At 61.2% G+C, this 10954-nt stretch carries 8 protein-coding genes; 3 read left to right on the forward strand and 5 right to left on the reverse strand.

Going from position 1 to position 10954, the window contains the following annotated elements:
* Positions 1–244: 244 nt before the first annotated feature.
* A complete protein-coding gene (locus tag G489_RS0108100) occupies positions 245–598 on the forward strand; it encodes a DUF6916 family protein (RefSeq protein WP_407059827.1) in 354 nt (117 codons plus the stop codon).
* 6 nt (positions 599–604) lie between these two features.
* On the opposite strand, the gene G489_RS0108105 is transcribed toward G489_RS0108100, so the two are convergent.
* The 5 genes from G489_RS0108105 to G489_RS0108125 all read right to left on the reverse strand — a co-directional run bounded on the left by G489_RS0108105 (position 605) and on the right by G489_RS0108125 (position 4091).
* Positions 605–1084 carry a GNAT family N-acetyltransferase gene (locus G489_RS0108105; RefSeq protein WP_245578851.1) on the reverse strand — a complete coding sequence of 160 codons (480 nt, stop codon included), beginning with the start codon at positions 1082–1084 and terminating at the stop codon, positions 605–607.
* Positions 1085–1158: 74 nt separating this feature from the next.
* Positions 1159–2394, reverse strand: a complete 1236-nt coding sequence (locus G489_RS0108110) for a hypothetical protein (protein WP_029041122.1) — start codon at positions 2392–2394, stop codon at positions 1159–1161.
* Positions 2395–2511: 117 nt separating this feature from the next.
* Positions 2512–3039 carry a phage tail protein gene (locus tag G489_RS0108115; protein ID WP_029041123.1) on the reverse strand — a complete coding sequence of 176 codons (528 nt, stop codon included), beginning with the start codon at positions 3037–3039 and terminating at the stop codon, positions 2512–2514.
* A gap of 9 nt (positions 3040–3048) precedes the next feature.
* A complete protein-coding gene (locus G489_RS0108120) occupies positions 3049–3567 on the reverse strand; it encodes a phage tail protein (protein WP_029041124.1) in 519 nt (172 codons plus the stop codon).
* An 11-nt stretch (positions 3568–3578) separates the two neighbouring features.
* The gene (locus G489_RS0108125) at positions 3579–4091 is read right to left on the reverse strand and encodes a phage tail protein (protein WP_029041125.1); all 513 of its coding nucleotides are present in this window, start codon (positions 4089–4091) and stop codon (positions 3579–3581) included.
* A gap of 833 nt (positions 4092–4924) precedes the next feature.
* On the opposite strand from G489_RS0108125, the gene G489_RS0108130 reads away from it, so the two are divergent.
* Entirely contained in the window at positions 4925–8617 is a 3693-nt protein-coding gene (locus tag G489_RS0108130) for a DUF7933 domain-containing protein (protein ID WP_155889340.1), read from the forward strand.
* Between the two features lie 480 nt (positions 8618–9097).
* Positions 9098–10954, forward strand: a 1857-nt coding sequence (locus G489_RS22745) for a methyl-accepting chemotaxis protein (RefSeq protein ID WP_051332420.1), incomplete at its 3' end; no start/stop codon positions are given.

Genomic DNA, 10954 nt, shown 5'->3' on the forward strand with positions numbered 1-10954 from the left:
CCGAAGCGCGGTGGATCGCCCGATGGCGATCGCGCGAAGCGAGGCGGAACCTAACCGAATTGGCCCGGGCTGGCAACGCGCAATGCACCTCGGGGCCGTGATGGCAGCGCATCCGCGCTCCGATCGGTTGGAGCAGAACCTAACCTGCGGAAAGTACTGACGAAAATCCGGTTGCCCCTGGCTGGGAACGATGGTGAGATGGCGCCGCGCCGCGGGGGTCCGGTCATGTGATCTCCATTTGCCGATGACCTGTGCCATCGCGCCGAATGCGCCAGCTTATGCGAAATACCTGGAGGCCCGTGCCATGTTCGATCCGCTCAACGCCTCTGCCAGCGACTTCGAAGGCCTTGGCGACAAGAGCTTCACGGTTACCTCGGTTGAGCCCGAAGTGCCGCTCGAACTCATCGAGGTCAAGGCGATGGGATCCGGCATGCGTGAAGGCGGCGCGTTCTCATTGCTTTGGCGCGGGCCCAATGAGCCGGCGCTCCCCCAGGCCACCTATCGCGTAACCCAGGCTGAGCTGGGCGAGATCGACCTGTTCCTGGTGCCGGTCGCCCAATTCGAGGATGGTTTTCGCTACGAGGCGGTCTTCGCCTGAGCGTGCTCAGGCCGTAGTGTTCGCAGCGCCGACCGGACGGCGCAACAGGTCATACACCCCCTTGTCTTCGACCACCGCGAATCCCAGGCGCCGGTACAGCGACATCGCCGGATTGGTCTTTTCCACGTGAATGCTGACGGGCTTGCCCACTGCTTCGGCCTCCTCGATCAGATCGGCAAGAATCGCACCGCCAAAGCCATGCCCTCGCGCCGCCGGTATCAGCGCGATGTCGATGATCCGGTGTTCATCGGACCAGCGCTCGAGATAGAGCCGGCCGATCGCCTCGCACCCGCGCTCGATGATGAGCCAGAGCGCATCTGGATAATGGGCACGGTAATGGGTGTGCTGGGCACGAAACTGCATGGCGACAAAGGCCTGCTTTTCGGCCTCGTCCCACGGCGTTTGCGCCAATTCGCTTTCCCGTGTCGAACGGTAGAGCGCGATCAGAATATCCTGGTCGGCCTCAGTCTCAACCCGGTAGCCCAACCCAAGTCTACGGCTCCGATTGTTCGGCGGCCAACTCCTGGTGTCGTGGGGTGCCCGGTCAGCCACGCCGCCCGTCAGCCGGCGTTTGGCGTGATATCGGTCGTCACGGCAAAGCTGGCAATGCCTGATCCCAGCACGGTCCAGTTTGCGTCCCAATGATCGGGCAGCACCTGCCCGATGCAACGCAGGTCATGGGAATCCACATCAAGCGCAAACAGCACCAATTGCCGATTGGCCTGCGGGTGCAAGTCAAGCGTGTGGGCGCCGGTGAGGTGAGCGATGATGGTCGGCGCCCCCCAGATCGCAGGGTCGCTCTGGGTCTGCCGCATGCCGTAGATCGGCGCATCGGTCCCCGTGCCGACCTGCGCGGCCACATAGAGCCCACTATTCGCACCAAGCCCCACGGCGAATTCGCTCACCGTGTCTGCAAATGAAGCCAGCAGCACCCAGCCGGTAAACACGTCGGCCCCGGTTCGGGTCTGCGCCATCATGTAGATTTTCGAGCCGATGCTGGCAAAGATATAGACGAAGTCATTGCCGTCGAAGGCGATTGTGATCTTGTTGAAACCGCTCAGCCCGCCCGAGATGTCGGTCCAGCCTTTCCATTGTTCGGGGTCGAATGGATCCTTGCCGGACTGAAAATTCATATAGGGCACCTTGTCGGCATTGAGCCCGACCAGGACCAATCGGCCATCGGCATTGTTGGTCGATGAAACTGTCTCGAGATTGCCCGGGATCTGTACCCAGTCGGACCACGCCTCGGTCGGCGGCTGGGGTACATTCGCGGTCACCGAAATCGGGGTGTCGGTGCCCGGGGGGATGACCTCCATGGTTTCGGTGCCGACCGTGTAGGTGTTCTGGTAGCGCCACCAGATCGACTGGTCATTGTCCGAGACGCCGAACACATTCGGCAACCCGTCGAGCCCGCGGGCCGCTGCTGCGGCCTGGAATGCGGAAACCGGTGCCGGCATGCCGAGATTGACCGGATCGGCGAACCGCGTTTCGCCTCCGCTCGGGCTTTCGGCGTAATAAAGAATGTCCTGGGTGTCGTTCTGCTGTGCGATCACCGAGACATAGCCGTCCATGGTCGTCGATGCAGCCAGCGGCCCGAGATCGAAATTGGTCGCCAGCGTGGTGAAATCGGCGGCAAACGGCCCGTTCTCGCTGGCTTGATCCTTGTAGGCGAGATCGCCTTTGGTATCGATCGTCGCCACGAACAGCCGGAAATAGGATGTTTTCAGCGTGTCGAGAAACGATGTCTCAGGCATGGTTTCTTCGACGGCTTCGGGATTGGTGTCATCAACGGACATGTCTGTCGTCCTCTCCTGGACAGCGCCGAACCACCGGTGGGTCAGGCCGCTTGCGATGGTCATTGCGGTGGCGGCGCCAAACTGGCCCTGAAGGCGAGGCGCCAGCCCATTCCGAGGTCAACCGCGCGACGGGTAGAGCCCCACCAGCGCGATGATGAAATTCAGCGTCAAATAGGGCTGCATATTGCTATGGGACTGCCCGCCACCCGTCTCCGAAAGCGTCTCGAAGGCCATGTCGACCAGGTTGGTTGTGGTATCGGTGTGATAAAGCCTGTCGAAACTGGTGCTGGCCATCGATCCGGTGTTCGTCGGCCCCTCGACATCGCCCGAATTGGTCGTTGCCCGCGCGGTATGATTGTGGCTTGGCATCTGCGCTTCAACGAGCGTCACCGTTTCAACTCCGACCTTTTCCCCCAATCGGCGAGAGGTGAGGCCCGGCCCTCTTCCTGGATGCATCGGCGCCCTGCCTTGCAGATTGGGTAGGGCCGTTGTCGTGCGCCCATCGCCGCCATAAGTGGTCCCGATCAGGGAGAACAGGGCCGTATTGTTGGAAATCGGCAGAAGCTGACCATCGCAAAAAGCCCAGCCGCGCGGGGCGAAATTGCCGGCGAAAATACGGATTTCCGCAACAAAGGGTTCTGACATTTTCGCCTCCTAGTGCCGGCTCGGATAGATGCCGAACAGGGCGATGATGAAGTTCACGCAAAGCGTCGGCATCAAATTGGTGTGCGGCTGCGATCCGCCCGTATTGGCGATCATGTTGGACGCCATGCTGCTGTTTTGCGTTTCGGCGCGATATGGCCGGATATTGACGCCCTCCGCCAAGATACGGCCCTGCGGCCCGAGTTCGGACGCCGGCTGTGTATTGGTGTTGAAATCATGGCTGTGGCTGGCGAGCTGATTGGTGGTCAGCGTTACATGTTCGCTGCCGCCCTTGCTGCCCAGTCGACGCGGGCTGAGGCCCGGCCCGGTCCCCTGCTGCAGGGGAATGCGGCCTCGCATGTCGGGCAGGCCGAAGGTCGTGCGCCCATCGCCGCCATAGATCGTACCGAGCAGCGAAAACAAGGCATCGTTTTGCGAGACCGCAAGAAGCTGGCCATCGCAAAACGCCCAGCCGCGTGGCGCGAAATTGCCCGCGAACATCCTGATCTCGCCCACAAAGGGTTCGGACATCTCGATACTCCTTAGTTGCGCGAGGGGAAAAGCCCCTGCAAGGCGATGCAGAAGCTCACGGTCAAATAGGGTTGCATATTGTTGTGTGCCTGCCCGCCACCGGCATTGGTCACGGTTCCGCTGCGCAAGGCCGTTTGATTGGCAACAGCGTAATCACGGTAGACCAGGTCCGGAGCAATCTCGCTTGCCAGCAGATGATCGGTCGGGCTGGCTTGATCGCCATCCTGGCCGGACGCTTTGACTGTATGGGTATGGTTTGGGATTTCCGCTGTGGTCAGTGTGATCGTTTCGGCGCCGCTCTTTTGCCCGAGCTGATAGCCGTCACCGTTGTGGATCGGGGTGCGGCTGCGCAGATCGGGCAGGGCGAAACTGGTGCGTCCGTCCCCGCCATAGGTCGTGCCCAACAGCGAATAGAGCGATTGGTTCTGGTTGATGGGCAGGATCTGCCCGTCCGTGAAGGCCCAGCCGCGCGGTGCAAAATTGAAACCCACCATGCGGATCTCAGCGAGAAATGGCTCTGACATGTCCCCTCCGGTCGACATCGGTGAAGTCGACAGTAAGCAATATATACGGGTTTATACTTATTACCGGGCTTGTTGATTCTGTTTTGTAATTAAAAAACTTCGATTGTTACAGAATTGCGACAATTGGAAAGTCAGCCTTACACGGGCCATTGGAGTCGGCAACGCGATCACAAGCTTGTGATCGATTGAATCAAATCATTGAAGAAAAAAGAAAAAATGCTTGCACCTGAATTTCTGTCATGAAAACTTGCGTCGGCGACTAAGTCATTTTCCGTGAATTTGTACTGTAAAAATACTTAGTTGTGTCGATTGTGGGACAGTACTACAAGCCGGGAAAACCTCCTTTAACAATGCGTTAAGGGTCATCGGTTTAACGATGCGTTAAGGACGTTTGGATTCGCGACGCGGCAGCTGTCCGGCATCGGCGCGGGGCCAATTCATAAATGGGCTGGGCCAACCCGACACGGAGCGGGGCGGGCACTGCCAGTGTCCGAGAGGGTGGGCGTATGGGTATGGGCAAACACAATGGAGGAACAACAGGTCCATCGCGACGATCTGTTGGGCTCGTCCTTTGGTTGCTCCTGAGCACGATACTCTGGGTGCTCGGTGCCACGGCTCCTGTCCAGGCCGCCTTCACCGATTGCCCCAGCCCTGTGTTGGGTACCCCGATTTACCTCGATCTCACAGACGATGTCTGCACCCTGGAGACGGGCGCCGATATCAACAACGACCTCATACAGATCGAAATACGCGGATCCAGCGATATTCGCCCAACTGGTGATGGTGCCACGAATTTCGGGGTCTTCGATCATGTAAGTGACCCCAGAGCTCTGGTGTTCTCAATCGTAGACCGCAACGGTGATCCACAGGGAACGCTGTCGAACGGTGGTGACGTTGTGATTGGGGACGTCGACTGCTCCGCACCAGGCTGTACGATTTCGGGCACTCATGGCGGAACGCCATTTCCGAGCTTCACCTATGTCGGCTCAGGAACCACCTCGGGGTCGGTCTCCACCGGCGACACCACCCCGCCGACCGTCACCTCGATCGCGCGCCAGACACCCGCCACATCGCCAACCAACGCCGACTCACTGGTGTTCCGCGTGACCTTTAGCGAAAGCGTGGTCAATGTCGACGCGACGGACTTCACCGCCAGTGGCACCACAGGCACGCCTACAGGCGTCTCGGGCAGCGGCGATACCTATGACGTCACCGTCTCCGGTGGTGATCTCGCGGGCTTCGACGGCACGGTCGGACTGGGCTTTGTGGGCGGGCAGAACATTCAGGACGCCCTTGCCAACGCTTTGAGCAACACCACGCCGACCGGCGCCAATGAGAGCTACACCGTCGATAATGCCGCGCCGACCGTCACCTCGATCGTGCGCCAGACACCCGCCACATCGCCAACCAACGCCGACTCACTGGTGTTCCGCGTGACCTTTAGCGAAAGCGTGGTCAATGTCGGCACGGTCGACTTCGCTGTCAGCGGCACAACGGCAACGGTGACAGGTGTATCGGGTACCGGCGACACTTATGACGTCACCGTCTCGGGCGGCAATCTGGCTGGCCTGGATGGTACTGTCAGTCTCGGCTTCGCCGTGGTCCAGAACATTGCCGATTCCGCTGGCAATGCCTTGAGCAACACCACGCCGACCGGTGCCGATGAGAGCTTCACCATCGAAAACACCGCCCCGACCGTGACCTCGATCGCGCGCCAGAACCCGTCGAGTTCCCCAACTGGTGCCGACTCACTGGTGTTTCGGGTGACCTTCAGTGAAAGCGTGGCCAATGTCGGCACCGCAGATTTCACGGCGAGCGGTACCACGGGCGCGCCGACAGGTGTGACCGGCAGCGCCAACACCTATGACGTCACCGTCTCGGGCGGCGATCTCGCCAGCTACAATGGCATCGTCGGCCTCGGTCTCTCGGGCGGGCAGGATATCGCTGATCTGGCGGGCAACGCACTGACCGACACAGTGATACCGTCGAACCAGTCATACACGGTCGACAACGCCGGCCCAGTCCTGGCCGAAAAGACAGCTGTGCCAGACCCGACTGACGACGGAACACCGGACTACACTTTCTCGACCAGTGAGACCGGCACACTCTCTGTGGGCAGCGGCTGTGGCACCAGCTCGTCGACGACCATCACGTCGACCGGCGACCAGACCATCACGCTGACCAAACCGGACAACACTTCGGCGCTCGACCCCGGCACCTATAACTGTACGCTTCAGGTCACCGACGGTCTGGGCAACATTTCAACCCCGCTCGGCATTTCGCAATTCGAGGTCGTTGCGACAACGCCACCGCTGTTCTCCAAGGCCTTCTCGCCCGATACCATCACCGAGTCCGGCACCTCGACCCTGACCTTCACCATCGACAACACCGCCAACGCGGTCGCCGCAACGAGCCTTGATTTCACAGACAACCTGCCCGCCGGTCTGATCGTCGGGTCGCCGGCCAATGCGAGCACCACCTGCACGGGCGGAACATTGACCGCCACGGCGGGTTCGGGAACCGTGTCGTACACCGGAGGCACAGTCGGCGACGGGGCGACCTGCACGGTTCAGCTCGACGTCGAGCCCACGACCACCGGAGCGCTGGTGAATACAAGTGGCGATTTGACATCGAGCATGGGCAATTCAGGCAGTGCGACCGATACCTTGACCGTGACCGCACCCGAGATTTCCGTGTCTTCCGACGGTGGTGCTGTTGCCGACGGTGGTACCGACAATATATCCGGCGCCCCCGCGGCCGGTGTGCCGACGTCTGTGATCTACACCATCACCAATACCGGCGCTGCGCCGCTGAATGTGACGACGCCCACCGTGGGCGCCAACGTCACCGGCACCACCAATGCTTCGGTCGATTCGTTCAGTCTGTCCTCGACCTCGATCGCAGCCGGCGGCGGAACGCAAACCCTGACCGTCAACTATACCCCGACCGCCAGCGGCGCCTTCAGCTTCGATTTCAATTTCGCCAACACCGATGCGGATGAGAACCCGTTCAACATCACGGTATTGGGCTCGACCATCGGCCTGCCGACCGGCGTTGCCATCGATTCTGGAGATGGGCAATCGACCGAAGTTTCGACCGCTTTTGGCAGTCCCTTTGCGGTCAAGGTCACCGACACGAACGGCACTGGCGTACCCGGAGAGTTGGTGACGTTCACCGCGCCGGCCAGCGGAGCCTCGCTGACCTTCGCCTTGACCGGCACAAATACCGAGACTGTGCTGACCGACGCCGGTGGGGTAGCCACCAGCTCGGCCCTCACGGCCAATGCCAGCGCTTCGCCCTTCGCTGGCGGCAGCTATACCCCCTATGACGTGACTGCCAGCATTGCCGGGCCGTTCACGGCCACCTTCTCGATGACCAACACCAGGGAGGCGGCGGCGGACATCGCCCAGACCCAGGATGTCATCGCGGCCTTTGTCACCAACCGGGCTGACCGGATCGTCTCGAGCCAGCCGAACCTGGTCAACCGCCTGAGCGGCGGCCCGTTCGGTCAGCGCAACGGTGCCAATATCTCGCTCGATCCCACGAGCCAGTCGATCGACTTGCGGTTGAGCCTCAGAGCTTATGCAGAACAGCGCCGGCTTGAGGCCGCGGCGCCGCCGGCAACAGTGGCCGGGGAGGATCCTTTCGCCGCCTTTGACCTCTTCGATAGTGGCGAGGCGACCCACGCGCTGGGTTACGCGGCCAATGATCCCGCCAAGTCGACAGGGGCTGATCCTGTGGCTGGCGCCCAGGAGCTCTCCGGTTTCGATCTCTGGATTGAAGGGTCGTTCGCAGCCGTCGAAAATCGCGACAATGACAGTCTGACCGGGATTGTCTTTGGCGGTGTCGACTATCGCTTCGGCGATCAGGCCCTGATCGGGGTGATGGGCGAGATCGATATCGCTGCCGAATCCAACGCGACAACCAATAGCTCGGCCAGCGGCACTGGCTGGATGGCGGGCCCCTATGCGGTGGTCCGGCTCGGCGACAATCTTTATCTCGATGGCCGGGCGACCTTTGGACGGTCATACAACCAGGTCGATCCCCTCGGGTTGTTCACTGACGAGTTCACCACCGAGCGCATGCTGGTGCAGGCCGGGCTGACCGGCGATTTCGACATCGGGAATTTCGTCTTTGCACCCTTCGTGAAGGGCACCTACTACTGGGAGCGCCAGAACGCCTATGTCGACTCCCTGTCGAACACGATCCCGAGCCAGGAATTCGATCTCGGCCGCATCGAGTTCGGACCGCATTTGTCGACAGTCATCCCGATGCAACACTTTGATATGGCGCTCGGGGTCGGACTGACCGGCATTTACGATTTCGACAAGCTGGTCGACGCCCCGGCCTCAAATCCGGGCCTTGCCTCATCGGACCAGGATCTGCGCGGCAAACTCAGCGTCGATACCGAGATCCGGCTGCCCAATTCCAATGCACAGATCAAGGGCGAGGGGTTCTATGATGGTATCGGCACCGGTGACTACCTTGCCTATGGCGGCAATCTGAGCGTGCTGGTGCCTTTCTGATCGGGCATCGACGTCCCTGGCGGGCGTCCGGGAGATGCGCCCCGAAACCGCGTCGGCTGCTCCTGGTGTTTTCAGGTCGGCCGGAGCCGGAGGCTCTCGATATCCAAGTCGGCACTCAACATCGAAATTGATGCGCCGGACCATATCCGGCCCGCGCAATTTTCGACGAATTTCGAACGGATATCGAGCCGCCGCAACAGGGCAACGAGAGGCGGGGAATCCGTCCGATCGAAAAAGCGGCCAATTGTCGCTCCTGGGTTTGTCGCCGGACGTAGAAAAGTTTTGCTGATACTTCATACACTTAGTCAGTACCACTGACCTTTGATGCGGCAAAACGCCCGCTGAGCAGGGCTTTCGCCGCAACCGAGCGCGCGGACCATCAATCAATACTTAAGCAGCGCCCCCTAATGATCTGGTCAAAACCGGCACGGATTTCACCGTCGCCGCATCAGCAAGATCAAGGACTTTGGGGACCACCAGATGGCGTCGCTCCTTTTCGGCAAAAAGCCGCTCATGTCGAGGCTTTCGCTTCGCACCATGTTGTTCATGCTCGCGCTGGTCCCGCTCGCCGCGCTGACGGCGTTCGGGATCAATCAGGCAAGCACCCACTACCGGCACTTTACCGAGCTGCAGCAGGCCATCGCCGTGCAGCGCGTCGCCAATGCCGGCTCCATGCTGGCGATCGCCCTGCCAGGCGAAGACATGGCGCCCGAGGCGGAATGGCCCGATCAGCGCGCCAACACCGATGCACGCTTCGCCGAACTCTTCGACGCCTATGACGCGCTGGTCGCCATGGGCATGGGCGATTCCACCATGACCGCGGCGGTCGACACCATCCGCGCGGGACACGACAAGATCCCGCCTTACCGGGCCAAGAAGGACAATGGAACGGCGAACCCGGATGAATCCCTGTTTATCCTGCAGCCGATTTCCGCGGCCGGGCTGAGCCTCACCCGCCGCGCCGGCGCCATGATCGACGATCTTGAGCTGGCACGTTTCATCGATGGCTTCCACGCCCTCATGCAGGTCAATGATGCCGGCCTGATCGAATTCAATCTCGGCTCCAAGCTGATCGCCACCGGCCCGCTGGGCTCTGCCGAATTCGCCTATGTCCAGCACGCCAAGGATTTGCGGGATCTCTACGGTCCGCCCATGCGCGAATACCTGCCCGGCGAGATCACCAAGCCAATCACCGATTTCCCCGACACTCAGCCCGGCCGAATTCTCGGAGAGGTCCATCAGGCCATGTTCGCCAATGTGAACGATGGCGATATCGGGTACTCGGTCGCCGATTGGGAAGCGGCCGCCGGGGTCAAGATCGGGCTGGTCGGCGAAGCCATTGCCAAGACGAGCACCGCCCTCGATCAGCTCGCCGCCAGCAAGCTTGCCGAAGCGCGCACCGCCCTTTGGCAGAACATCGCCTTTTCCGTGGGCTCGATTATCCTGATCGGCGCGCTCTGCCTTGCCGTGATCCGCGCCCTGTCGCGCGCCATGCGCGGACTGTCTGCCCGCATGATTGCGTTGACCGAAGGGGATTCGCAATCCGCCATCCCGCATGAAGAGCGCAAGGACGAGATCGGCGAGATGGCCCGCGCCCTGCAGGTCTTCCGCGAAAACGCCATCGAGATCGAATCGATGAACGCGGTCAAGGAAGACGAGCGCCAGCGCGACCGTGCCGCCCGGCAGATGAGCGATGACATGCAGGCCGAGGTGGCCCGTGTTGTCCGCGCGGCCGCCAATGGCGACTTCTCGGCCCGCATCACCCGCGAATTCGAGGACGACAATCTCAATGCGGTTGCCCATAGCCTGAACGATCTCATGGCTTCGGTTCAAAGCGGACTCGCCGAATCCGGCGACGTGCTGGCCGCCCTGGCCCAGACGGATCTGACCCACCGCGTGGAAGGCGACTTCAAGGGCGCCTTCCTCAAACTGAAAAACGATACGAACGCCGTTGCGGACCGGTTGACCGATGTGGTCGCCCAGCTCCGCGACACCTCACGTGCGTTGAAGACGGCGACGGGAGAGATCCTGAGCGGGGCGAACGATCTATCCGAACGCACCACCAAGCAGGCGGCAACGATCGAAGAGACCTCGGCAGCCATGGAGAACATCGCCGCAACCGTGCTCGAGAACGTCAAGGAAGCCCAGGACGCCTCCGAAGGGGCAGAGAATGTCCGGGTAACCGCAGAGACCGGCGGCCAGGTCATGCAGCAGGCGACCGAAGCCATGGAGCGGATCACCAACTCCTCGGCCAAGATCTCCAACATCATCGGCATGATCGACGACATCGCCTTCCAGACCAATCTGCTGGCCCTCAACGCGTCGGTCGAAGCGGCA

The sequence above is a fragment of the Cucumibacter marinus DSM 18995 genome (genome assembly GCF_000429865.1).
GTDB lineage: Bacteria > Pseudomonadota > Alphaproteobacteria > Rhizobiales > Devosiaceae > Cucumibacter > Cucumibacter marinus.